Source organism: Acinetobacter sp. YH12233, from assembly GCF_013417725.1.
Lineage (GTDB): Bacteria > Pseudomonadota > Gammaproteobacteria > Pseudomonadales > Moraxellaceae > Acinetobacter.
On record NZ_VPDK01000009.1, the window covers coordinates 1 to 23082 of the forward strand.

At 45.0% G+C, this 23082-nt stretch carries 20 protein-coding genes and 5 tRNA genes; 14 read left to right on the forward strand and 11 right to left on the reverse strand.

Translation table 11 applies throughout. From position 1 onward, the window contains the following. Window positions 1-268 precede the first annotated feature (268 nt). On the reverse strand, window positions 269-1930 hold the full coding sequence (gene recN, locus FTV12_RS05750; RefSeq protein WP_180002783.1) for a DNA repair protein RecN: 1662 nt from the start codon (window positions 1928-1930) through the stop codon (window positions 269-271). Between the two features lie 437 nt (window positions 1931-2367). Here recN and FTV12_RS05755 point away from each other — a divergent pair, with 437 nt between their 5' ends. The 3 genes from FTV12_RS05755 to FTV12_RS05765 all read left to right on the forward strand — a co-directional run bounded on the left by FTV12_RS05755 (window position 2368) and on the right by FTV12_RS05765 (window position 4544). Further along, a complete protein-coding gene (locus tag FTV12_RS05755) occupies window positions 2368-2691 on the forward strand; it encodes a pyrimidine/purine nucleoside phosphorylase (RefSeq protein WP_004787221.1) in 324 nt (107 codons plus the stop codon). A 142-nt stretch (window positions 2692-2833) separates the two neighbouring features. Continuing rightward, window positions 2834-3583, forward strand: coding sequence for a 23S rRNA (guanosine(2251)-2'-O)-methyltransferase RlmB (gene rlmB / locus FTV12_RS05760; RefSeq protein WP_180033700.1), 750 nt, complete (start codon window positions 2834-2836; stop codon window positions 3581-3583). A 43-nt stretch (window positions 3584-3626) separates the two neighbouring features. Continuing rightward, entirely contained in the window at window positions 3627-4544 is a 918-nt protein-coding gene (locus tag FTV12_RS05765; protein ID WP_180033702.1) for a DMT family transporter, read from the forward strand. 38 nt (window positions 4545-4582) lie between these two features. On the opposite strand, the gene coaE is transcribed toward FTV12_RS05765, so the two are convergent. The 4 genes from coaE to pilB are packed head-to-tail and all read right to left on the reverse strand — an operon-like array spanning window position 4583 to window position 9019. Further along, a complete protein-coding gene (gene coaE, locus FTV12_RS05770) occupies window positions 4583-5188 on the reverse strand; it encodes a dephospho-CoA kinase (RefSeq protein ID WP_180033704.1) in 606 nt (201 codons plus the stop codon). A 1-nt stretch (window position 5189) separates the two neighbouring features. Then, window positions 5190-6050, reverse strand: a complete 861-nt coding sequence (locus tag FTV12_RS05775; protein WP_180033706.1) for an A24 family peptidase — start codon at window positions 6048-6050, stop codon at window positions 5190-5192. Then, window positions 6050-7279, reverse strand: a complete 1230-nt coding sequence (locus FTV12_RS05780) for a type II secretion system F family protein (protein WP_180033708.1) — start codon at window positions 7277-7279, stop codon at window positions 6050-6052. Before FTV12_RS05780 ends, FTV12_RS05775 begins: the two co-directional genes overlap by 1 nt. A 30-nt stretch (window positions 7280-7309) precedes the next feature. Next, window positions 7310-9019 (reverse strand): type IV-A pilus assembly ATPase PilB, encoded by a 1710-nt coding sequence (pilB, locus tag FTV12_RS05785; protein WP_180016612.1) that lies wholly within the window; start codon window positions 9017-9019, stop codon window positions 7310-7312. A 278-nt stretch (window positions 9020-9297) separates the two neighbouring features. On the opposite strand from pilB, the gene tpiA reads away from it, so the two are divergent. The 11 genes from tpiA (at window position 9298) to FTV12_RS05840 (ending at window position 16566) form a co-directional block, all read left to right on the forward strand. Then, window positions 9298-10089: a triose-phosphate isomerase gene (tpiA, locus tag FTV12_RS05790; protein ID WP_180033709.1), complete on the forward strand. Its 792-nt coding sequence runs from the start codon at window positions 9298-9300 to the stop codon at window positions 10087-10089. A 13-nt stretch (window positions 10090-10102) separates the two neighbouring features. Further along, window positions 10103-10432 carry a preprotein translocase subunit SecG gene (gene secG / locus FTV12_RS05795; protein WP_159122712.1) on the forward strand — a complete coding sequence of 110 codons (330 nt, stop codon included), beginning with the start codon at window positions 10103-10105 and terminating at the stop codon, window positions 10430-10432. Between the two features lie 53 nt (window positions 10433-10485). After that, window positions 10486-10570, forward strand: a tRNA-Leu gene (locus tag FTV12_RS05800). 53 nt (window positions 10571-10623) lie between these two features. Then, window positions 10624-10700, forward strand: a tRNA-Met gene (locus tag FTV12_RS05805). An 81-nt stretch (window positions 10701-10781) separates the two neighbouring features. Continuing rightward, window positions 10782-10858, forward strand: a tRNA-Met gene (locus tag FTV12_RS05810). A gap of 71 nt (window positions 10859-10929) precedes the next feature. Next, window positions 10930-11006, forward strand: a tRNA-Met gene (locus FTV12_RS05815). Window positions 11007-11094: 88 nt separating this feature from the next. After that, window positions 11095-11171 (forward strand) — tRNA-Met (locus tag FTV12_RS05820). A gap of 224 nt (window positions 11172-11395) precedes the next feature. Beyond that, complete coding sequence (gene rimP, locus FTV12_RS05825; protein WP_179992192.1) at window positions 11396-11920, forward strand: ribosome maturation factor RimP; 525 nt, start codon at window positions 11396-11398, stop codon at window positions 11918-11920. Window positions 11921-11955: 35 nt separating this feature from the next. Beyond that, window positions 11956-13440: a transcription termination factor NusA gene (gene nusA / locus FTV12_RS05830; RefSeq protein WP_004787201.1), complete on the forward strand. Its 1485-nt coding sequence runs from the start codon at window positions 11956-11958 to the stop codon at window positions 13438-13440. Between the two features lie 10 nt (window positions 13441-13450). Continuing rightward, a complete protein-coding gene (infB, locus tag FTV12_RS05835) occupies window positions 13451-16162 on the forward strand; it encodes a translation initiation factor IF-2 (protein WP_159122710.1) in 2712 nt (903 codons plus the stop codon). Continuing rightward, the gene (locus tag FTV12_RS05840) at window positions 16162-16566 is read left to right on the forward strand and encodes a ribosome-binding factor A (protein ID WP_004810065.1); all 405 of its coding nucleotides are present in this window, start codon (window positions 16162-16164) and stop codon (window positions 16564-16566) included. The genes infB and FTV12_RS05840 overlap by 1 nt, the downstream gene beginning before the upstream one ends. Before the next feature lie 79 nt (window positions 16567-16645). Here the strand turns inward: FTV12_RS05840 and FTV12_RS05845 are convergent, their stop codons facing one another. From FTV12_RS05845 to FTV12_RS05870, 6 genes are read right to left on the reverse strand one after another with little or no spacing between them, the layout of a single operon-like run. Then, the gene (locus tag FTV12_RS05845; RefSeq protein ID WP_005233541.1) at window positions 16646-17044 is read right to left on the reverse strand and encodes a Na+/H+ antiporter subunit G; all 399 of its coding nucleotides are present in this window, start codon (window positions 17042-17044) and stop codon (window positions 16646-16648) included. Between the two features lie 10 nt (window positions 17045-17054). Continuing rightward, window positions 17055-17330, reverse strand: a complete 276-nt coding sequence (locus FTV12_RS05850) for a monovalent cation/H+ antiporter subunit F (RefSeq protein ID WP_004787192.1) — start codon at window positions 17328-17330, stop codon at window positions 17055-17057. Further along, a complete protein-coding gene (locus tag FTV12_RS05855; protein ID WP_180033710.1) occupies window positions 17327-17845 on the reverse strand; it encodes a Na+/H+ antiporter subunit E in 519 nt (172 codons plus the stop codon). The genes FTV12_RS05850 and FTV12_RS05855 overlap by 4 nt, the downstream gene beginning before the upstream one ends. Continuing rightward, the gene (locus FTV12_RS05860) at window positions 17845-19653 is read right to left on the reverse strand and encodes a monovalent cation/H+ antiporter subunit D (RefSeq protein WP_180033711.1); all 1809 of its coding nucleotides are present in this window, start codon (window positions 19651-19653) and stop codon (window positions 17845-17847) included. Before FTV12_RS05860 ends, FTV12_RS05855 begins: the two co-directional genes overlap by 1 nt. Then, window positions 19653-20018 carry a Na+/H+ antiporter subunit C gene (locus FTV12_RS05865; protein WP_004787185.1) on the reverse strand — a complete coding sequence of 122 codons (366 nt, stop codon included), beginning with the start codon at window positions 20016-20018 and terminating at the stop codon, window positions 19653-19655. Before FTV12_RS05865 ends, FTV12_RS05860 begins: the two co-directional genes overlap by 1 nt. A gap of 4 nt (window positions 20019-20022) precedes the next feature. Then, a complete protein-coding gene (locus tag FTV12_RS05870; RefSeq protein WP_180033713.1) occupies window positions 20023-22860 on the reverse strand; it encodes a monovalent cation/H+ antiporter subunit A in 2838 nt (945 codons plus the stop codon). Between the last annotated feature and the right edge of the window lie 222 nt (window positions 22861-23082).

Genomic DNA, 23082 nt, shown 5'->3' on the forward strand with positions numbered 1-23082 from the left:
AGAATAACTTTCAACTTTTGCCAGTGTTGATCTGTCAGCATGGTACGAGGCATAGCGAATAGTAAAATTGGGTTTGGTGATTTGATTTTACTACTTCGCTATTTTTTTAAGCTAAAAGTGTCAACACGCCCTAAATAGAAGAAAATATTAAATTTTATATTTAAAGCGGAGTGCTTTATTTTTTATTAATTTTTTATAAGTTGTTTTAAACTAAAAGCTGTTCATAAAAAATCCCTGCACTAGTCAGGGATTTTTTATTAAGCATAATTCATGCTTGCTGAAACTTTAACTGTCTTAACTGACGTGCATGCTGCAAGGTGGTTTCATTAATTTCCACGCCACCCGTCATACGTGCAAGTTCCTGTACAATTTCACTTTCTTCCAAATTAATAATGGTACTGCTGGCCGGATCAGTCTGGCGTTTTTTCACTAATAAATGCTGGTCGGACTGTGCAGCCACCTGCGCCTGATGGGTAATACAAAGAATTTGTACATGCTGTGCCAGATCAGCCAATAAGCGACCCACGATTTCCGCAGTTCCGCCACTGATCCCGACGTCGATTTCATCAAAGACCAATACTTCAGCTTCGGTTTTTTCTGCATTCATCACCTGCATCACCAAGGCGATACGGGATAATTCACCGCCTGAAGCCACGCGTGCCAGAGGTTGTGCTGGTATGCCCTTGTTGGCAGTAAACAGAAGCTGAATAAAACTCAAACCTTCACTTGATGGATGTTCCAAAGGCTCAAATTTAAATTCAAAATGCGCTTCAGGTAGGGCAAGCTGTTTCACCTGTTCGGTCAGTTTTTTCGCCAGCGGTTCGGCTGCATCACGGCGAATCTGGTCCAGATGTTGAGCTTTGCTTAGAAACTCCTGATAAGAGACCTCGACCTGTTCAGCCAGAGTTTCTGGGTCTTCTAGCTGATGCAATTGTTCAAGTTCAGTCTGCCAGGCCTCATATTCTTCTTTCAGCAATTCTGGCTGGGTGCGGTATTTGCGTGCTAAACGGTGAAACACTTCCAGTTTGGAATTCAGTTCTTCCATACGTTCCGGATCAAAGCTTTGCCGATCCATAAACTGGCGTAAGGTCGCCGTCGCATCTTCGAGTTCGCTTTGGGCATTCAGTAAAGAGGTATAAATCTGGGAAAGCTGCTCGCTACGACCGGCATGCGATTCCATACGGCGTAAAATTGAAGCCAGTTCCTGCGAAATATTCTGTTCACCTTCATCCAGGCCATTCAGGCTATAGACACAATCCTGCATGATGGCTTCATGATGTGAAAGGCGGTCAAATTCCTGCTCAATTTCCTGATAATCCGTCTGGACGACTTCTTCCAGTTCTTCAAGTTGCAGCTCCAGAGTTTCCATACGTTGCTTACGGGTTGCTTGTGCATCCAGCGCGGCCTGATGCTGGCGAATATTTTTATGCCAGGTGCTATAAGCGTCACGTACTTCCTGAGCTGGTGCATAAAAATTGCTATAGCGATCCAGCCAGTGTTTGGGATAAGGTGGTTCTAGAAGTTGCTGCTGACTATGCTGGCTATAAAGCTGAACCAGTAGTCGGCCAATTTCTTTCAGTTCAGACAGACTACTGGGACGACCATTGATCCAGGCCTTACTGCGGCCAGTGGCAAAGATCACCCGGCGTAAATGAATCTCCCCCGACTCATCATCCAGTTCATGCTCTTTTAACCAGCTCGCTTCAGGGCTGTCTTCCTGATAACTAAAGGTTGCTGTTACATCCGCTTTTTCGGTGCCATAACGCACATAATTGGTATCGGTTCGCTCCCCCAGACAGGCAGACAGAGCATCCAGTAACAGGGATTTACCTGCACCGGTTTCACCAGTAAGAACGTTAAAACCTTTATCAATATCAATAGCAAGATGCTCGGCCAAAGCAAAATTGATCAGAGTTAAATGTGTCAGCATAAACGCATCCGGGCTGCGAAAAGTTTGAATGAAATAGCATGTCAGTTGCTTCAGTCTAGCAACGCGGCTGTTATTATAAATCAGGATAAATCGATTTCATTCTATCTTAAATTTCAGGGATTAATACACGCTTATTTGAATGTTGTGTCACAGGAACCAAGATCAGGCCACTGAAGTTACAAAAGATATTTTCATTTTTCTGACATGCTTGAAATTTAAATTAAATCAGGTCGGAATATATTTTGCTTATAAATGGCGGGAAAAATCACGGCATTTTCCAGGATCTGCCGAAATCATTCAAACAGGCTGGAATCAAGGCAAGCAGGGGCACCCAATAATTTCATTCAAGTCCGATAAACTTCGATTGATTAGTTGCGGGTGCACATTTAAACTACAGCAATCAAAATATTACAAAATGCTTTATCTGGAGAAATGGCATGTCAGCTCAGTTTGATCATGTATCAGTACTTAAAAAATCGAATGTGTATTTTGGCGGGTTATGCATCAGCCATGTGGTGCAATTTGAAGATGGCACTAAAAAAACCTTAGGGGTAATTTTACCTTCAGAAAATGCATTAACTTTTGAAACACATGTGCCTGAGCGTATGGAAATCATTTCAGGTGAATGCCGTGTGCAAATCGCTGACAGCGAAGAAAAAGAACTGTTCCGTGCTGGTCAGTCTTTCTATGTGCCAGGCAATAGCCGTTTCAAAATTGAAACTGATGATGTGCTGGACTATGTTTGCCATTTTGAAGGCTAAACAGACCTACAGATGAGCTGTAACCGATCAAGAAATTTTGTTCTGAATCGGTTAAACTAAGCTTAATACAGAATCCTGTGAAGTTGGCTTTGCAGGATTTTTCTTTTGCTGCCTATTTCCCAATTTATTTTCGAGGTCGTTCATGGCTAAACCTGAGTATTATTATGGCGTCCATTCAGTAGAATCACTGCTGGAGCTTGAGCCTGAACGTGTCTTGACTCTTTTTACCCTGAAAGGCCGTGATGATCAGCGCCTGAAACGTGTGCTGGAACTGGCTGAGCCTTTTGGCATTAGTGTCCAGCAGGCTAGTCGTGACAAGTTAGAAAAACTGGCAGGTTTGCCTTTTCACCAAGGCGTTGTGGCGGCAGTTCGTCCGCATCCAACCTTAAATGAAAAGGATCTGGAAGATCTATTGAAGCAAGATTCTCAAATACTTCTATTAGCACTCGATCAGGTAACTGATCCACATAACCTGGGTGCTTGTATTCGTACTGCCGCAGCGATGGGTGTAGCGGCTGTGATTGTGCCGCGTGACCGTTCAGCAAGCCTGACGCCAACTGCACGTAAAGTGGCAGCGGGTGGTGCAGAAAAAGTGAAGTTTATTCAGGTGACCAATCTGGCGCGTACTTTGGGTCAAATCAAAGATGAATTTAATGTACGTGTGGTTGGTACGATGCTGGATGAAAAAGCTTTACCTATCCAGAAATTTGATTTTACTGGTACAGGTGTATGCGTGGTGATGGGTGCGGAAGATACCGGTTTGCGTCCAATTACCCAAAGCCAATGTGATCAGACGGTTTATATTCCGATGGCAGGAAATCTGCAAAGTCTGAATGTGAGCGTGGCAACAGGGATGGCTCTTTATGAAGCCTGTCGTCAGCGTCAAGCTTAAGTCCTTTTTATTATTTACCTAAATACTGTTAAAGAAGAAGTCTATGTCTCCCCGAACGCAAGGTTATGCCTTTGTCTTAATTACCATGTGTATTTGGGGAGGTTTTACCTTAAGCACGCGCTTAAGTGCCCAGTGGGGGATTAGTGCCTGGGATCTGGTGGGATTACGTTTTCTATTGGCTTTTCTGATTCTGATGCCAGTCCTGATTTATAAAAAGGACACAGCCTTTTTGTGGAGTAAGGAATCCTTTCTCTTAGCCATGATTGGCGGGGTAGGGTATTGCCTGACTGCTTATACTGCTTTCCATTATGCACCTGCAGCTCATGCTGCCGTATTTCTAAATGGCTGTATTCCACTTTGTACCGCAGTGGCTGCTTTTGTGTTATTTAAACAGGGATTTGACCGACATACTTGGATCAGTATGGCGATTATGCTGCTTGCGATTGGCAGTATGAGTTGGCTGATGTTCCGAGAGTCCGGTGTGGCCTTGGGATTAGGCGATCTGCTATTTTTCATCAGTGCAATGTGGTGGGGTGTATTCACTGTACTGCTACGTCAATGGAAGCTATCTGCCTGGCATTCTATGGCCAGTGTAGCGATCTGGTCAGCCATCGTTTATGTGCCAATTTATCTGCTATTCTTCCCCAAACATCTGGATGCTGCTGAACCTTGGCAAATGGCTTCCCAGGTACTCTTTCACGGTGTTTTTGTGGTGATTGTAGCGACACTAACTTATGTGGAAGCGATTAAGCGTTTAGGTGCATTTAAAGCGGGTAGTATCGTGACTCTCGCACCATTTATTGCTGCCATACTGGCTGTGCCGCTTCTAGATGAACCTCTAAGTCTCGCGATTGTCTCTGGTTTAGTAGGTATGGCAATTGGTGCCATACAGCCTTGGCGTTGGTTGATGCATCAAGATAGCTTGAGTCAAAAACTGGAAGAACAAAAAAAGCAGTCCTAACAAGGCTGCTTTTTATTTTAGTTTTAAATAGGTTTGGATTAATTATTTTGAGCAGCCATTTGAAGATATTTTTCATGTAATGGCGTGAGATGGGCATAAAGATGTTCCAGCTCACCATCATTCAGTACAATATCATTAGCCATAGCACACTTTTGTTCACGTGGCATTTGTGCGGCAATGATCTTCTGAATTTGCTCCACATTTTGTCCATCACGCTGTGAAGCCCGTTGAATTTGCAGTTCAATAGCAGCATCAATTAATAACGTATGTTGTGTCAGTTCATGCTGATTTGTTTCAAACAATAAAGGAGAAACTAAAATCGCATAAGGACTTTGTGCTGCATGCAACTGTTGAATAATTGAAGTGCGAATAGCAGGGTGAGTGATATTTTCCAGCGTTTTGCGTGCTTCAGGAGACTGGAAAATATGTTCACGTAAAGCACGGCGATTCAATGAACCATCCTCAAGCAAAACCCAATCGCCGAAAGCTTGCTGAATCTGCTGTAGGGTTGGTTGACCGATATCAACGACTTCACGGGCGACAATATCCGCATCTACGACAGCAATCCCTTGAGCTTCAAACCATTGGCTGGCAGCAGACTTGCCACTACCAATTCCACCAGTTAAACCGAGTACAAATTTCACTTTACTGACCTAAATAGATTTTCATGATCTGCTCACCCCATAAAAAGGCAATCCAGCCGGCAATGGCAATATAAGGGCCAAAGGCAAAGGGCTGATTTTCTTTACGGACTTTAAGCAGGATAATCCCAATAATCGCGCCCACCAATGATGACAATAATACAATGAGTGGTAGGAGCATAGGCCCCATCCAGGCACCTAAGGCAGCTAGTAATTTGAAATCTCCATAGCCCATACCTTCCTTGCCGGTCACCAGCTTAAACAGATAGTACACCACCCATAAGCACAAGAAGCCAATGATATAGCCCCAGATGGCAGAATCAGGGGTAGTATAAATCGCATAACTATTAATGCCCAGGCCGAGTGCAGCCAGCGGCAGGGTATAGCGATCGGGTAATAACTGGGTATCGAAATCAATAAAGGTGAGGGCAATCAGGACATAGGTAAAAACCAGACCAAACAGCATCTGTATGGTAGGCCCAAATACTGCCACTACTATCAGCGCACAAGCAGCTGTGAGAAGTTCAATAAATGGATAGCGGATACTGATAGGATTTTGACAGTTACCACATTTACCACGTAATAAGATCCAGCTAATCACCGGAATATTCTGATACCAGCGAATAGGAGTCTGACATTTCGGGCAGGTGGAAACTGGTTTGCTTAAAGTAATTTTGCTTTCATCAATAATGGGCTGATCTGGATGCAAGAACAGCTGGCAATCTGTACGCCATTCCTGTTCCATCATTTTAGGGGTACGGTAAATGACAACGTTTAAAAAGCTACCAATACAGAGACTAAAAAGCCCAACTGCGAGATAAAGCGCAGTTGGGTTTTGACTGAAATATGAAATAAAATCTTGCATTAAACCACGGAGCCCATTTGGAAGATTGGAAGATACATGGCCACCACCAGGCCACCGACAAGGACACCGAGAATTGCCATAATCAAGGGTTCCATCATCGAGGTTAAACCGTCGACCGCATTGTCGACTTCGTTTTCATAATGGGTTGCAACTTTATCCAGCATGGCATCCAATGCACCAGATTCTTCACCAATTGCGACCATCTGTACGGCCATAGAAGGGAATTTATCGGTGACACGCATGGCAAATTGGAGCTGTTGACCGGTTGCTACGTCTTCCTTGATTCTTAATACTGCCTCTTCATAGACTACGTTATTGGTCGCACCAGCAGTCGATTCAAGCGCATCAATTAATGGCACACCGGCAGCAAAAGTGGTGGCGAGAGTGCGGCTATAACGGGCAATGATCGCTTTATAGACCAGATCACCAAAGATGGGTGCTTTGAGCGCGGCCTTATCCAGTAAATCACGGAATTTTTTGCTACGCTTTTTCGCTTCAAGGAAAGCAGTAATCACTACGCCAATTCCAATAATCAAAAGGAACCAATATTTTTGCATCCATTCGGACATATTGACTACCATTTTAGTAAATGCAGGTAAGTCTGCACCGAATGAAGAGAATAAGTCCTGGAATACAGGAACTACTTTCACCATCAGGATAATTGTGACGATCACAGCTACTACAATTACTGTGGCTGGGTATTTCATGGCTTTTTTAATTTTTTGCTTTAACAGCTCACTTTTTTCTTTATAAATCGCGACACGATCCAGCATGGTTTCCAGAGCACCAGATTGTTCGCCAGATTCAACTAAAGAACAGAATAGGTTGTCAAAATATTGTGGGTATTTTCGTAATGCTCCGGCAAAAGTATTCCCGCCTTCGACTTCACCTTTAATTCCAAGCACAACCTCGCGCATAGAAGGATTTTCCAAACCTTCCGCAACAATTTCAAAGCCCTGAACTAACGGTACCCCAGCTTTCATCATAGTGGCGAGCTGACGGGTGAAGATAGTGATATCCAGTGTAGAAACTTTTTTCTTCATCAAACCTTCGAGAATATTTTTTTTCTTTTCCCGGATGGTTTTGATCGTAATGCCTTGTTTGCGCAAGTTCACTTTTGCCAAGGCCATATTTCGTGCCGGCAATTCCCCCTTGATCTTGGCGCCTTTGCGATCAACCCCTTCATAACTGAAGATCGGTGTCATCTGGCCTTTTTTTACTGCTGCCATAGCTTTATCCTTATTTTATATTCAGCACGATCATTCGCTGGTTACACGATTGACTTCCTGTAAAGAAGTCACCCCCTGCATAACCTTCACTAACCCTGATCGGCGTAAATTGTTAAATCCTGCACGTGCGGAAGCTTCAGCAATTTCAATGGCATTGCCATCTTCCATAATAATTCTTGAAATCTCAGGTGTTACCTTCATAACTTCATAAATACCGACCCGGCCCTTATAACCTTCACGACATTCATTACAGCCGACTGGCTCATAAATCTGAAATTCAGGGCTTTGTAAATCTGCTTCGGTAAAGCCCATCTCCAGTAAGCTTTGCTTTGGAATGTCAGCCGGTTTTTTACATTGTGAACACAAGCGACGGGCCAGACGCTGCGCAATCACCAGATTGACTGAAGTCGCGATATTGAAAGAAGGTACGCCCATATTACGTAAACGGGTCAAAGTTTCCGGAGCACTGTTGGTGTGCAGAGTTGACATCACCATATGACCTGTTTGCGCTGCTTTGATTGCAATTTCAGCTGTTTCCAGATCACGGATCTCACCGACCATGACAATATCAGGATCCTGACGCAGAAAGGATTTTAAAGCAGCTGCAAACGTCAGGCCAACTTTATTATTGACGTTCACCTGATTAATCCCTTGCAGGTTAATCTCGACTGGGTCTTCCGCAGTAGAAATATTGGTATCTTCACGGTTTAAAATGTTTAAGCCCGTATAAAGGGATACTGTTTTACCGGAACCGGTAGGACCCGTAATCAGTAACATCCCTTGCGGTTTATCTAAGGCTTCCATGAATAACTCTTTCTGCTCAGGTTCATAACCTAAAGCATCAATTCCCAGCATGGCACTAGACGGATCTAAAATACGTAGAACCAGTTTTTCGCCAAACAGGGTAGGGAGCGAGTTAACACGGAAGTCGATAGCTTTGTTTTTTGAGAGCTTTAATTTAATACGACCGTCTTGAGGAACACGTTTCTCAGAAATGTCCATCTGCGACATAACTTTTAAACGTGACGCCAAACGGTTTGCTAGTTGTAGCGGCGGTGTTGCAATCTGACGTAAAACGCCATCGACACGATAGCGTACCCGATACATTTTTTCATAAGGTTCAAAATGTAAATCTGATGCCCCCATACGAATAGCATCAATCAGTAATTTATTAATATATTTAACAATCGGGGCTTCTTCACCCTTGTCTTTTTCATCTTCTTCTTTCGTTGGATCGGCTGTGTCGACATCAACATCCAGATCGAAATCATCATCAAAATCAAAAGTACTTTCTTCAGTAAAGTTTTGCTCGATCAGTTTCTCGAGTTTATTGTGTTCAACAATAACAGTTTCAATATTCAGTTTGGTTGCAAAGCGGATGGCATCCGTTGCTTCGATATTGGTCGGATTGCTCGTGGCGACATAAAGAATATTGGCGTTTTTATAAATTGGCAGAATTCGATGCTTGGTGATCAGCTTTTCATCAATATCTTCACGCAGGATTTGTCCCGGATCATAAGCACCAATATCAAATAGAGGCTCACCAAATTCTACTGAGATCGTTTCAGCAATGGTAGTAGGGGAAAGATTATGATGACTGACCAAATAGGCCACGATATCTGTTTTTTCCTGTTTGGCATTGGCTAAAGCAGTCCGCATATCTTCAGCTGATAATACCCCTTCATCGACCAGGCGACGAATAAACCCCGTAAATCTTGGTGACCCCTGCAATGCTGTCATGCTTCAAATGCCTATCAATTCAATTTTTTTAATTTGCTATTCTAAAATTATACGTTTGTTATACAAAAATACCATAGCTGAGAATGCTGCAATCTTCGTGATATTCAGTAAAAGCTTGATCTGGTCGGAAGAACCGGGCATTTTTTTCAGTGATAACAAAAAATAACCATTTTGAATAGTCTAAACTGAGAAATAGGATGAATAAAACTATTCTTTAAATTTTACAATTCCGTGTAGAATGTGCCCAATTCAAGATATGTCAGTGAAATAGGTTATTTATGTCGGTTTCGACGATTACCCCTTGGGTGGTGGGCAACTGGAAAATGAATCCAATGCAGGCAGATGCCCAAGCTTTGGTTCAGAATTTAAAAGACTTGCTTGAGTCTGCACCAGTTTCAACAGAGAAATGTCATTTGGGTGTGGCGCCGACAACCCTTGCCTTAACTCAAATTCAAACTGCATTTGCTTCAGCTAATCGTCCTGTATATACCGTAGCACAAGATGTATCACGTATTTCAGGGACAGGCGCTTATACTGGGGAAGTGAGTGCTGAATTATTGGCTGATAGCCAGATTCACTATGTATTGATTGGGCACTCTGAACGTCGTGAAATTTTTGCTGAAAGTTCACAGATTTTAAATACTAAAATCAAGAATGCCTTAAATGCCGGTTTAACCGTAATTTACTGTGTGGGCGAAAGTCTGGAACAGCGTGAAGCAGGGCAGGCAGAAGCGGTGGTTCTCCAACAGATTTGCGATATCGCGACTGTGGTAGAAGATGAACAGTGGAAAAATATTGTGATTGCTTATGAGCCAATCTGGGCCATTGGTACCGGTAAAACAGCTTCTCCAGAAGATGCGCAGGCCATGCATGCCCAGATCCGTCAGGGTTTGAGCCAGATTACAGGTTATGCTGCGACTATGGCGATTTTATATGGTGGTAGTGTAAAACCGGAAAATGCAGTAGAGTTAGCAGCCTGCCCTGACATTAACGGGGCATTGGTGGGTGGTGCATCACTCAATGCTGAGTCGTTCCATCAAATTGCTCAAGCATTTGCAAATACACAATAATTAGGAGTTCAGCATGCAAACTTTTGTGCTGGTAGTACATATTATCTTAGCGATTTTGATGATTGTCTTGATTTTAGTTCAGCATGGTAAAGGTGCGGATGCAGGTGCATCATTTGGCGGCGGCGGTGCGGCAACGATCTTTGGTGCCTCAGGTTCGGGTAATTTCATGACCCGTTTGACGGCAGTTTTTACCGCATTGTTCTTTGTGACCAGTATTACTTTGGCGATTCTTGCCAAGAAACAAACCACGAATGCGTACAGTTTATCGTCAATTCAATCAGCACCAACTGCGCCTGCGCAACCGGTTGAAACTTCACCAACTGCACCACAAACGACCGAATAATTTTAATTAAACCTTTCTTTTTTTCAGTGATGCGACTAGAATGCGTCACAGCTGCGGTGGTGGTGGAATTGGTAGACACGCTACCTTGAGGTGGTAGTGCTTTCGGGCGTGGGGGTTCAAGTCCCCCCTTCCGCACCAACTTATAATCCAGAATATAAGTTGGTGTATCCAGCTAAAAAAACTTCTGTTGATGCGGGATGGAGCAGTCTGGTAGCTCGTCGGGCTCATAACCCGAAGGTCGTTGGTTCAAATCCAGCTCCCGCTACCAATCAATCCTTTTTTAAAGACGCAAACTTTTAAAAGGCAGCTTAAATCTGATTTAAGTTGAGAAGAATTATTTGCATGTTGTTGCGGGGTGGAGCAGTCTGGTAGCTCGTCGGGCTCATAACCCGAAGGTCGTTGGTTCAAATCCAGCCCCCGCTACCAATCCTTTAAAGCTGCAAACTTTAAAGGCAGTTTAGTGTAAAATATTAAGCTGAATGTTATTTGTATGCTGATGCGGGATGGAGCAGTCTGGTAGCTCGTCGGGCTCATAACCCGAAGGTCGTTGGTTCAAATCCAGCTCCCGCTACCAATTTTTCAGTAACAGATAACAAATATGCAGAATGATGTGGTTGTGATTGAAAAGTTCGCATCTTTTGTATATAATTTTTGCACGTTGATGCGGGATGGAGCAGTCTGGTAGCTCGTCGGGCTCATAACCCGAAGGTCGTTGGTTCAAATCCAGCTCCCGCTACCAAGTTTCTTAAAAGAGGCTCACAACTATGGTGGGCCTTTTTGCACAGTGGGATTTGAAAAAAGTTCAAATTGTGCATTAATTGGGGCGATTTACGCCCTTTTTTATTGGCTATCGTGTAGTGTCGACAATATTTGGTCAAATCTCCATGTTTCACTACTACTATAGTTTGTATTGGTTTGTAGTGGTCAAATAGATCATAAAATCGCACCAGATGACGAGAGTAAATGAAGCTATCAAATAAAACTCAAGCACTTCAGGACTTGATTGCACCAGCAGTTGAAGCCTGTGATGTAAATCTGTGGGGGATTGAATTCCTGCCACAAGGCAAACGTTCATTATTACGGATCTATATCGACAAACCGGTCGATGAAAATGCAGCACCTGTTGTCAATGAAGATGGCGAAGAAGAGCAGGGTCGTGGTATTGGGGTTCAGGACTGTGTACGTGTCACACAGCAAGTCGGCGCGATCCTGGATGTACATGATCCAATCTCAGGTGAATATTCGCTTGAAGTGTCTTCACCAGGTTGGGATCGTCCATTCTTCCAGCTGGAGCAGATGGCTCATTATATCGGACAAACGGTTGCGCTGCGTTTGATCAGTGCCGTCGATAACCGTCGTAAATTCCAGGCAAAACTGGTTGCAGTCGACCTTGAAAATGAAATGATTCAAGTTGAAGTAGAAAAGCAACAGATTTTGGATATCGACAGTCACAATATCGATAAAGCAAACTTGGTCTATCAAGATTAATTCAATTAATAAGAATCTGAACGAATAGGTGACTTATGGCACGTGAAATTCTTACCGTCGTTGAAACGGTTAGTAACGAAAAAGGTGTAAGTCGTGAAGCAATTTTTGAAGCGCTAGAACAAGCTTTGGTTGCAGCGACTAAGAAGAAATTCTACGAGGGGACTCACTCGGAAGAAGCTCGTCTTCGTGTAGAAATTGACCGTAAAACTGGTGATTATCGTACTTTCCGTCAATGGGAAGTAGTGGCTGATGAAGATCATGAAATGCCTGCCTGTCAGGATGCGATCTCTGATGTTGATCCGGCACAATGGTCGATTGGCGATATCCGTGAACTGGAAGTAGAATCAATCGATTTCGGTCGTATTGCTGCCCAGATCGCGAAACAGGTGATTGTACAGAAGATCCGTGAAGCAGAACGTGCACTGGTTGCTGATGCTTATGAATCTAAAGTCGGTGAGCTGATCTATGGTGAAGTGAAAAAACAAACCAAAGATGGTTTTATCATTGACTTGGGTGACAACGCAGAAGCGTATCTGGCACGTGAAGAGATGATTCCGAAGGAAATCCTTCGTCCGAAACAACGCGTAAATGCGATTCTATATAGCGTTAACCGTGAAGGCCGTGGTGCACAATTGTTGTTGTCACGTGCTAAACCGGAAATGCTGATTGCATTGATGAAAAAAGAAATTCCTGAAATTTCTGAAGAAATCATTGAAATTAAGGCCGCAGCTCGTCAACCGGGTGTTCGTGCTAAAATTGCAGTGAAAACCAACGACCACCGTATTGACCCGGTGGGTGCTTGTATTGGTATGCGTGGTACACGTATCCAGGCTGTACAGCAAGAGCTCAATGGCGAGCGTATTGATGTGGTGGTTTGGTCGGATGATCCTGCGCAATATATCGCAAGTGCATTAGAACCAGCAGATGTATCTAGTATTGTCATCGATGAAGATGCACGTACTGCAGACATCATTTTCGCGACTAGTGATCAGCTAGCTCGCGCAATTGGTTCACAAGGTCAAAACGTTCGTCTGGCATCTGAACTGACTGGCTATAAGCTGGACATGATGCTGGAAGAAGAGTACTACGCACGTCAGCAAAGCGAAGCACAAAAATATCTGGACATGTTTGTTACACGTCTGGATATTGCTGAAGATTTGGCGATGGCGTTGGTAGAAATGGGCTTCACCTCGCTTGAAGAAATTGCTTACGTACCGCCAGAAACGTTTGATGAAATTGAACTGGATGCGGAACTGGTTGAACTACTGCAAAGCCGTGCGAAAGAAATTGCACTTGCTGATGCATTACAACAGCAAGAAAACGTACAAGCGCCAAGTGAAGAACTTGTTGCAATGGAAGGCATGACAGCAGAGATCGCGCAAGCTCTTGCAGCTCGTGGTGTGGTAACCGTAGATGACTTAGCTGACCAAGCGACTGATGATATCGAAGATATCGAAGGTCTCGGTGCTGAGAAGGCCGGTCAACTTATTATGAAAGCGCGCGAATCATGGTTTAACTAGGAGGTAGTATATGACGGACAAGTCGATTAAAGAGTTAGCACTCAGCGTGGGTCGCCATGTTGATAAGCTCCTAGAGCAGGTTCGTGAGGCAGGTTTACCACAGCGTAAAGCTGACGATATTATTACCACCGAACAACAAGATCGCTTAATGAATCATGTGAAAAAGACACAAGGTTCAGATGGCCATGCAGGACAAATCACGTTGAAACGTAAAACGACCAGTACTGCTAAAGTGGCAAGTACTTCAGGTAAGGCGAAAACGATTAATGTAGAAGTTCGCAAGAAACATACATTCGTTAAGCCAGACCCGGAACAAATTAAAGCAGAAGCTTTAGCGAAGGCTCAAGCTGAACAGCAAGCGAAAGCAGAAGCTGAACAGAAGCCAGCACCAGCTAAAAAACCTGCTGATGCACCTAAATCAGGTACAAACAATGCAAGCAAAGCCCTAGAAGCAATGCGTGCAGCTCAGAAACAAGAAACTGAGAAACAGGAAACACCTAAAGCAGCTGTTGTGGTAAAACGCAAATCAACTAACAAGCCGATTGTGAAAGCAGCGGTTAAACAAGTTGAAACAGCAGAACAGAAAAAAGCGCGTGAAGCTCAAGCCGCTCAATTAAAAGCAGCTGAAGAAGCAGCACGTCGTAAGGCAGCTGAAGAAGCACAACAACGTACCCTTGAGCAAATGCGCAAGATGGCATCGAAGTATTCTTCTGAAGATACCACTGCAACCATTCGTGTGATTGATGATTCTCCACTTGCTGCTGGTCTGGTTGGCCAGGCATATGAAGACTCATTTGCGAAAGAAGACCGCGAAATTAAACGTGGTACTAACACTTCAAATACACGTTCACCGAAGAAAGGTGGTCGTCGTGGTGAAGAGCAGTCTTTCCGTGATAACTCACACAAACGCGGTTTGAAATCTAGCCAAGCGAACAAGCATGGTTTTGAAAAACCAGTGAAAAAACAGGTTTATGACGTTGAAATCGGTGAAACGATTGTCGTTGCTGACCTGGCTGCGAAAATGGCAGTTAAGGTTCGTGAAGTCATCAAGTCACTGATGAAAATGGGTGAACTGGTTACTCAAAACCAGGCAATCGATCAGGAAATCGCGGCACTTGTGGTTGAAGAAATGGGCCATAACCCGGTACTGGTTTCTGAAACTGCAGTCGAAGATAACCTGCTTGAACAGGCTGAAGAAGCACGTGGTGCGCAAACTACTCGTGCGCCAGTTGTTACGATCATGGGTCACGTTGACCATGGTAAAACATCGCTTCTTGACCGTATCCGTCGTGCCAAAGTGGCGCAAGGCGAAGCAGGGGGTATTACCCAGCATATCGGTGCTTACCATGTAACCACGGATAAAGGTATTATCACATTCCTTGATACTCCGGGACACGCAGCGTTTACTGCAATGCGTTCACGTGGTGCCAAAGCGACTGATATCGTAGTTCTGGTTGTTGCAGCAGATGATGGCGTGATGCCACAAACTGCAGAAGCAATCGATCACGCACGTGCAGCGGGTACACCGATCATTGTTGCAATCAACAAGATGGATAAAGACTCAGCTGATCCAGATCGTGTATTGAACGAATTGACCACCAAAGAAATCGTACCTGAAGAATGGGGCGGCGACGTTCCTGTAGCGAAAGTATCTGCACATACTGGTGCCGGTATTGATGAACTTCTTGACCTGATTTTAATTCAGTCTGAATTGCTTGAATTGAAAGCGTCTGAAGAAGGTGCGGCACAAGGTGTTGTGATTGAAGCGCGTGTGGATAAAGGCCGCGGTGCAGTGACTTCTATTCTTGTACAAAACGGTACGCTGAAAGTGGGTGACCTGGTACTTGCTGGTTCATCTTATGGCCGCGTTCGTGCCATGACCGATGAAAACGGTAAGCGTATCAAGTCTGCAGGTCCTTCGATTCCAGTCGAAATTCTGGGTCTTCCAGAAGCACCGATGGCAGGTGACGAAGTTCTTGTTGTGAATGACGAGAAGAAAGCACGTGAAGTTGCCGATGCGCGTATGGATCGTGAACGTCAAAAACGTCTTGAACGTCAATCTGCAATGCGTCTTGAAAACATCATGGCGTCTATGGGCAAAAAAGATGTGCCAATCGTCAATGTGGTATTGAAAACTGATGTACGCGGTACATTGGAAGCACTGCATGTTGCATTGGCTGAGCTTTCAACGGATGAAGTAAAAGTACGTATCATCGGTTCGGGTGTCGGTGCGATCACTGAATCTGACGTGACACTGGCTGAATCTTCAGAAGCGGTTCTTCTTGGCTTTAACGTACGTGCCGACAATACTGCACGTCAGAAAGCAGATGCAGACAGTATCGACATTCGTTACTACTCAGTGATCTATCAATTGATTGATGACGTGAAAGCAGCGATGAGCGGTAAGCTTGCTCCTGAACACCGTGAAACCATCTTGGGTGTTGCTCAAGTGCGTGAAGTGTTCCACTCAAGCAAATTCGGTGCTGCAGCAGGCTGTATGGTGCTTGAAGGCGTATTACACCGTAACAAACCGATTCGCGTATTACGTGATGACGTGGTGATCTTCCAAGGCGAGCTAGAATCTCTTCGTCGCTATAAAGAAGTGGTGGAAGAAGTTCGTGCCGGTATGGAATGTGGTCTTGCGGTGAAAGGCTATAAAGACATCAAACCTCTCGACAAGATCGAAGTGTATGATGTGCAATTGATTAAACGGAGTCTTTAATGGCGGGTAGTCAACGTCTGAAGCGTATGGCGGATACGGTACAACGCGAGTTGTCCGAACTGATCCGTCAGGAGCTGAAAGATCCACGTCTGGGTGGTCTGGTGACCATCTCAGCCGTGAAGGTGAGCCCAGACTTAGGATATGCTGAAGTTTATGTCACAGTAATGGGTCGTGAACTTGGTGATGAGCAAAGTGAAGCCGCAAATAAAGAAACACTCGATGTCCTGAATAAGGCATCTGGGTTCCTGCGCCATGAACTGAGCCGTCGGATCAAGACACGTATTACACCTCGTCTACGTTTCCATTACGACAAAACCAATGCATATGGTAACTATATGTTTGGTCTGATTGCTGAAGCAGTGAAGGATTTACCTCCTGCTGAAGACAAGAAAGATGAAGAATAAGCTTTTATAAAGCGCAATAAAAAAGCCACCTTAGGGTGGCTTTTTTATTGTTGAACTTTTAAGTAGAACTGGCTAACTATTACTTTGAATCCTGGTCATTCATTTTCTTTTCATAAAATGCACGACGGCGGGTTTTCTGCCAAGGCAATGGACGTTCCAGTGTTTCTGGCACTTCACCACTCATCGAGCGCAAACGTAAATGCAAGGCCGCTTGCGCCATCAGGTTGGCAGATACCGGTGCAGTAATGAAGGCAAACAGGGTAATCAGTACTTCAGCAAAACCTAAACGACCATAGATAGCCGAAAAAATAATAGAAGCGATCAGAAAGCTTCCCAGGCCTAAGGTACTGGATTTAGTCGGTGCATGCAGACGCATAAAAAGGTCGGGTAGACGTATCATCCCAATGCCACCCACCAGCATAAAAAACGCGCCAATCAATAAAAAAATCGAAACTAGTATTTCTAAAATTAAAGGCATTTAAAAACTCCTAGTCGATGACATGGCCAGTGGTGAAATAGCGGGCAAGGGCAGCGGTAGAAACAAAGCCCAGCATGGCCACCAGTAAGGCACCTTCAAACATGAAAGTGCTGCTCCAGTAGATTCCCAGAATCACCACCAGACAGGTTGCATTTAAAAATAGGGTGTCCAGTGCCAGCAGACGGTCAACGATGGAAGGGCCCATAACCAGTCGGATCAGACACAGCAACATGGAGATCGTGACAGCACCCAGACAAATCAGCAATGCATAAGGCAGAATGGTCATGCTTCAGCTCCTGATTGTGCGCTAAAAATTTTAATCAATGGTTGTTCATAGCGCTGTTTGATGGTTTCAATTTCAGCCTCTTCATCATCCGTACTTAAGGCATGCACCAGAATATCGCCCCGGTCCTGATCAATCCCCGCAGAGACTGTACCTGGTGTCGTGGTAATAATCATTGCCAGTAAAGTATTTACTTCTTCATGCTCGGTATCTAGCGGTACCCGGAACCATTTGGGGTGCAGATTTTTAGTCGGTCCCAGAACCAGAATCGCAACTTTAATATTGGCGACAATGATGTCCCAAACAACGACCCAGAATAAGCGTATCGCCGGCACCCACCGGATATTCGGTGTGTAATCAATAAAAGGAGCGACCATTCTCGGAATCAAGATCGCCAGAAATATTGACATAAGGAGTGTGCCGGCTTCCATATTATGGGCCAGCATGATCCAGCTCATCGCCACAATGACCGAAACGAAAGGATGTGGGAACCAGCGTTGAAGTAATGATTCAGCCATTAAAGTCCCTCCGCCGGTTTAAGTTGATTGTCGTCGTATTTGTTCTGTTCAATATACTGCTTATCAATCTGACGCTGTTTAAATTCAGAAATATGATCGCCATTTAAGGTATTTTCTGAAATGACATAAGGAATCAGGTGCGCATTTGGATCAGGCGTTTCACCACCGTATTTGGTTTCTGGTAAATAACCCGGATCAAATGGCTGAACACTGATGAACTTGCCTTCAGCATCACGTTTTAACAGTGCTGCTTCATAAATCGGATTGGTTTTAATCTGTGCTGCGGTCTGATAATTATATTGATAAATCGGTGCAGCAAAAACAACATAGGCTGTCAGACTGAGCAATAATAGATAAATAACCCGGTCATTCCGTGCTGGTGCCTTGCTGGGCAAGGATTCATATTTGCTGAATTCTTCAGAATTTTCATCCTGTTCTGGTCGGCTTGAACGCCAGAACAGAATAAAACCGACCCGGGTAAAAGCCAGAATACTTAGTAAGCTGACCAGTAGAACCGTAAAGATAATCAGCATTTGATGTTCAGACTGTCCTGAAGCTTGCAGGATAAACACTTTACCGAAGAAGCCACTGAAAGGTGGCAAGCCGGCCATCATCAAGGCAATGATGAAATACACAATAGAAACCAGCTTATTCTGTTTCATCTGTGGGGCAATTTTAAAGTGATCTTTAAATTCACCGCGTTGTGAAGTAATCCAGCCACACAGGATATAAAAGGCTGCGCCAATCAGGGTACTGTGTACCATATAGTACAACGCACCTGCCCAAGCCTGAGTGCTGTTCATGGCAATCGCAATCAGAATGGTGCCGACCGAAGACAGAATCATAAAGCCGACGAAACGGCGTAAACGTTCAGTCCCAATGGCACCAAATGCGCCATACAGTGAAGTAATCACCCCAATGACCAGCAGACAGTTCATCAGGATCTGATGACTGTATTCATCATCAAATACAGTACCATTGACCCGGATAATCGCGTAGATCCCGACTTTGGTCATGATGGTAAACAGGGCAGCCACCGGAGTAGTTGCCACAGCATACGTTTTAGGAAGCCACAGGCCTACCGGTAACATGGCTGCCTTGATCCCGAACACCACAAATAGCATCAGTCCGCCTGCAACGGCCAGCTTATGCTCATCTCCTGCCAAAGTTGGCATTAGGCGGGCAACATCAGCCATATTCAGACTGCCGACACTGCCATAAATCATGCCGAGCCCGATCAGGAACATGGCAGAAGCGAGCAGGTTAATAGCCACATAATGTACACCGAGCTGGAAGCGTGCCTTGCCTTGCCCATGCAAAAGTAGAACATAGGATGCCATTAACAGGATCTCGAAGAACACGAACAGGTTAAACAAGTCACCGGTCAGAAAGGCACCACTAAGCCCCATTAATAGAAAATGGACCATGGCGTGGAAATAGCGCCCGCGAATATCCCATTCTTTGCTGGCATACCAAACGATTGGCAAAGCGAGTGTATAGGTCAGTACCAGCATCAAGGCAGAGAGCTGGTCCAGGACCAGCACAATACCAAAAGGGGCAGCCCATTCACTTAAAGTGTAGACATTAATTTGCCCTTGGCTGCTATTGATCAGGTAGCCAATCGCCATAATCAGACCCAATAGGGTCGAAATATGACTCACACCACGACGCCACGGCTGACGCCAGTCGGTAATCAGAGAACCGGAACCCGGGTTACCCAACAGTACTAGAATAAAGGCAGTAAAAGCCGGTAAAAGAATACTGAAAATAGGGGTGTGTTGATTCAAGAAGTTGAGAAGATCAGTCATTACGGCTCATCCTCACGTGGGTCATGTTGCGGTATCTCTTCTTTGGAATCAACGTGATCTGTTCCTGATTCATAACGGCTACGTAAGGCCAGCTGTACAATAAAGGCGGTGGTGGCAAAACCGATTACAATTGCGGTTAAAACCAAGGCCTGAGGTAAAGGATCGGTGACCTGCGTGGCTTCGGTGAGTACTGCAGGTGAATTCATCTGAATACGGCCCATGGCAAATAAAAACAGGTTCACTGCATAACCAATCATGGCCAGTCCGAGGACCACCGGAAAGGTACGTGCCCGCAGAATCAGATAGATCCCGGTGGCAGTGAGTAGGCCAATTGCTGAGGCTAATAAAAGTTCTAAACTAATCATTCTATTATCCTCTTGGTACTGGGCCAGTCATACTTGAGTGACGGGAGTCACCCAGAACGGAAATCATCAGCATGGTCGCCCCGACTACGGTGACATAGACACCGACATCAAATAGCGCGGCAGAAGCCAGATGCATATCGCCAAGTAATGGTGGATGAACATAAATATGGGCACTGGTCAGGAAAGGACGTGACCAGAACCAGGCTACGATGCCAGTCAGGCCTGCAATAGTCAGACCGATACCAATCCAGATTTCATAGAGACGTCCAGATTTAGCTCCCAGCATTTTTTCTGCATGATCCTGACCAATGGCAACGTATTGAATGATCAAGGCCAATGAGGTGACCAGACCGGCAATAAAACCGCCACCCGGAAGATTATGGCCGCGCATAAAGATATACAGACTCACCACCAGTGCTACCGGTAAAATCCATGATGCAGTAATTCGTAGCATCAAAGGGGAGGGGTTAAAACGGTAAGTCAGGCCTTGGGTAATAGTGGTGCCATGAGCACGCATACCGTCCATTAGACTCAGTACCCCAATGGCAGCAATCCCAAGTACGGTAATCTCGCCGAAGGTATCGAAACCACGGAAATCGACCAGAATTACGTTGACGACGTTTGTACCGCCACCAAGCGGAATCGATTGTTGGATGAAGAACCAGGAAATTGAATTATGGTCACGTGTCATAACTAGCCAAGCAACCGTTGCAATTCCTAGACCCCCGCAGACCGCAATCACTGCATCTCGCCAGCGTCGGGTCGGGCTGGATTCATAAGGCGTTAATTGTGGCAGGAGTGACAGGCTCATCAGTAGCAGAACAGTTGTTACTACATCGACTGTAATCTGGGTCAAAGCCAGATCGGGTGCCGAGAAACCAATGAAAACCATGGTGACGACCAGACCGACCGCACCGCTGATCAGGATGGCTTTAATCCGTTCATGATGGAACCACAGCATCATCCAGCAGGCTGAGAACAGCAGTAACCATAGAACGATGGCCAGAACTGGTGCATGGGTCAGTTCGCGGCTACCGGTGTCGATCCCATTGACGACGAGTGGATAGCCCACCAGACCAATGGTAAACAGCACCGTCCACAAAATATAACTTTGCAATTTGCCATTTTCAGTCGCACGGCGGAAACGTCTTGAATTCAGTAACAGATTTTTCAGGAACAGATCAAACAGTACACGGCCTTGCAGTTTGCCCAGTTTTGGATCCAGATCAATTTCCCGGATCGCACCGCCTTTGGCCAGTGCAAAATAGAAAATTGCACCGCCGAATATCGCGATGATACTCATCACCAAAGGCAGATTAATACCGTGCCAGAGGGCGAGGTGAGTTCCTTCAAAGGCGAAATTCTGGGTTGACGCTTGTGTGGTGCTATTTACAATCTTTTCGACCAGTAATCCTGGTAGCAGACCAACTGCAATACACAGAAAAGCCAGTAAGATAGCCGGTGCACGCATACCAAATGGCGGCTCATGCGCAGCTTTATTTGGGACTTGCTGGCCTAACGGACCATCAAAAAACACGCCATGTACCAGGCGAATCGAATAGGCGACAGCGAAAATCCCGGCCAGTGTTCCTGCAATAGCAGCACCGACCATGACTGGGCCACTTAAGTTTGCGACCAGTTCGGTAAAGAACATTTCCTTGGACAAGAAACCATTGGTTAATGGAATACCAGCCATGGAGGCGGCGGTGATCATGGTCAGTGTTGCGGTAAAAGGCAGCATTTGCCAAAGACCAGACAATTTTCGCAGATCACGAGTACCGGATTCATGGTCAATGATCCCGGCAATCATGAATAGGGCAGCTTTAAAGGTTGCATGGTTAATGATATGGAAAATTGCTGCTGCCACGGCCAGTGGTGAGCCAATACCCAGCAAACACATGATCAGGCCCAAGTGGCTAATAGTTGAATAGGCCAACAGACCTTTCAGATCTTCTTTAAAGATGGCAAAGAACGCTGCCACACACAGGGTAAATAACCCGATAAAAGTAACAATATTATGGAACAGTGCCGCGCCTGCAAAAATCGGCAATAAACGTGCGACTAAAAACAGGCCCGCTTTGACCATGGTGGCAGAGTGCAGATAGGCAGACACCGGCGTCGGTGCTGCCATGGCATTTGGTAACCAGAAGTGAAACGGGAACTGCGCACTTTTGGTAAAAGCACCGAGTAAAATTAATAATAATGTCGGTACAAATAGGGCATGTGCCTGAATCTGTTCGCCCATCATCAGGATCTGGTCAATCTGATAGGTACCCGTCATCTGTCCGAGCAGAATAAAACCACCCAGCATAGATAAGCCGCCCATGCCGGTAATGGTTAGAGCCATGCGTGAGCCGCGTTGGGCCGCTTCGTAATTGCTCCAGTAACCAACTAGCAGGAAGGAAGAAATACTGGTGAGTTCCCAGAAAATCAGGAGAATCAGAAGATTATTAGACAATGAAATACCGAGCATCGCTGCCATAAACAGCATCAGCAGGAAATAGAGTTTACTCAGGGAGTTTTTAGGACTGAGATAGTAATAGGCATAGATATAAATCAGGGTACCAATTCCACTAATCAGCAGAGCAAACAGCATGCCCAAAGCATCCAGCCGGAAACTGAAGTCGATTCCAAGCTGGGGTAGCCAGGACCAGGTCTGGGTAATTACCGTTCCATTAAATACAGCAGGCGCCTGACTCAACAGTAATAAGAAACTGCTGAGGCTGACGGCAATTGCTCCTAAAGCCGTTACCCCGCGTGAAAATTGCTTCAGCCACGAGACAAGGGTTGTGCCTAATACTAACGGTAACAATATAATAATTGGCAGCACACTCGTATCCATTGTCGTGATATAGGTTAAGGTCAACCTAGGGTGAATCTTTATCTTTCAAGGATTACAGGACCGCAAAGAGCGACCCAAAACTTCTCGATCTTGAAAGCCAGAATGATATTCAAACAGAATAAAACAGTTGTATTGCGCAACTTATAAACGATAGCAAATTCCGATTTTACAACGAAAATTGCAAGTAAAACCGATCATATTACAGGATAACCACAACATCAA

What these genes read in the sequence shown, in the direction of transcription:
- FTV12_RS05860 (WP_180033711.1), bottom strand. Translation starts at nt 19,653, where the DNA reads ATGACTGATCTTCTCAACTTCTTGAATCAACACACCCCTATTTTCAGT.
- recN (WP_180002783.1), bottom strand. Translation starts at nt 1,930, where the DNA reads ATGCTGACACATTTAACTCTGATCAATTTTGCTTTGGCCGAGCATCTT.
- FTV12_RS05775 (WP_180033706.1), bottom strand. Translation starts at nt 6,050, where the DNA reads ATGCAAGATTTTATTTCATATTTCAGTCAAAACCCAACTGCGCTTTAT.
- FTV12_RS05855 (WP_180033710.1), bottom strand. Translation starts at nt 17,845, where the DNA reads ATGGCTGAATCATTACTTCAACGCTGGTTCCCACATCCTTTCGTTTCG.
- pilB (WP_180016612.1), bottom strand. Translation starts at nt 9,019, where the DNA reads ATGACAGCATTGCAGGGGTCACCAAGATTTACGGGGTTTATTCGTCGC.
- tpiA (WP_180033709.1), top strand. Translation starts at nt 9,298, where the DNA reads ATGTCGGTTTCGACGATTACCCCTTGGGTGGTGGGCAACTGGAAAATG.
- FTV12_RS05865 (WP_004787185.1), bottom strand. Translation starts at nt 20,018, where the DNA reads ATGATTAGTTTAGAACTTTTATTAGCCTCAGCAATTGGCCTACTCACT.
- nusA (WP_004787201.1), top strand. Translation starts at nt 11,956, where the DNA reads ATGGCACGTGAAATTCTTACCGTCGTTGAAACGGTTAGTAACGAAAAA.
- FTV12_RS05755 (WP_004787221.1), top strand. Translation starts at nt 2,368, where the DNA reads ATGTCAGCTCAGTTTGATCATGTATCAGTACTTAAAAAATCGAATGTG.
- secG (WP_159122712.1), top strand. Translation starts at nt 10,103, where the DNA reads ATGCAAACTTTTGTGCTGGTAGTACATATTATCTTAGCGATTTTGATG.
- FTV12_RS05850 (WP_004787192.1), bottom strand. Translation starts at nt 17,330, where the DNA reads ATGACCATTCTGCCTTATGCATTGCTGATTTGTCTGGGTGCTGTCACG.
- FTV12_RS05845 (WP_005233541.1), bottom strand. Translation starts at nt 17,044, where the DNA reads ATGCCTTTAATTTTAGAAATACTAGTTTCGATTTTTTTATTGATTGGC.
- FTV12_RS05765 (WP_180033702.1), top strand. Translation starts at nt 3,627, where the DNA reads ATGTCTCCCCGAACGCAAGGTTATGCCTTTGTCTTAATTACCATGTGT.
- rlmB (WP_180033700.1), top strand. Translation starts at nt 2,834, where the DNA reads ATGGCTAAACCTGAGTATTATTATGGCGTCCATTCAGTAGAATCACTG.
- FTV12_RS05840 (WP_004810065.1), top strand. Translation starts at nt 16,162, where the DNA reads ATGGCGGGTAGTCAACGTCTGAAGCGTATGGCGGATACGGTACAACGC.
- FTV12_RS05780 (WP_180033708.1), bottom strand. Translation starts at nt 7,279, where the DNA reads ATGGCAGCAGTAAAAAAAGGCCAGATGACACCGATCTTCAGTTATGAA.
- FTV12_RS05870 (WP_180033713.1), bottom strand. Translation starts at nt 22,860, where the DNA reads ATGGATACGAGTGTGCTGCCAATTATTATATTGTTACCGTTAGTATTA.
- rimP (WP_179992192.1), top strand. Translation starts at nt 11,396, where the DNA reads ATGAAGCTATCAAATAAAACTCAAGCACTTCAGGACTTGATTGCACCA.
- infB (WP_159122710.1), top strand. Translation starts at nt 13,451, where the DNA reads ATGACGGACAAGTCGATTAAAGAGTTAGCACTCAGCGTGGGTCGCCAT.